Raw genomic sequence first — 545 nt, 5'->3', positions numbered from 1 at the left:
TGCTGGCGAATCTGGCCGGCAATGGCGGCCTGGCAGCCCATGGCGTCGGTGGTGACCACCGCCTGGCGCAGGTCCAGTTGGGCCAGCAGTTCAGGTAAGGCCGTGATTTCATTGCTTTTATCGGCCACTCGCTGCTGGCCCACACACAAGCGGTTCTCGCTCACCCAGGCATTAACCAGGTACAGGCCGGCGTTGCCAGCACTGCGCGGACTCACGCCCCGCAGCTTTTTGCTATCGAGGCAGAGTTGTTTCTCGGCCAGCGTATCGAGTAGCGCGTGGCCGTGCTGGGCCAGACAGCCCCGCAGCAAGTCGGGAGAGAGCAGTTGAAATACGCGRTTAAACGTATCGTGCGACGGCACACTGGGCARGTSYACCAAGTCGGTTAGGTGCCGGGCRTGGGTTTGGGCAAACAAGACCATGTCCTCGTAATCGTGGCCGTTGCTCAGGTAGGTGCACAAGCCAATAAGCAGAATGTCAGCCAGTCGGTAGCGGCACTTGGCGGCTTGACGGAAGTCTTCAACTTGCAGAAAGTAGTCGCGAATCGG

The 545-nt window shown here is 60.0% G+C and carries 1 protein-coding gene; it reads right to left on the bottom strand.

The genetic code is table 11. The annotated features are described in order from the left end of the window. Positions 1-545 (bottom strand): ISAs1 family transposase (locus D0T11_RS21810; RefSeq protein WP_182888574.1); only part of this gene is annotated, 545 nt, incomplete at both ends.

This window comes from Hymenobacter rubripertinctus (genome assembly GCF_003583925.1).
Lineage (GTDB): Bacteria > Bacteroidota > Bacteroidia > Cytophagales > Hymenobacteraceae > Hymenobacter > Hymenobacter rubripertinctus.
The sequence above is the reverse complement of the archived record's forward strand: the minus strand, read 5'-3'. Positions and strand labels throughout refer to the sequence as shown.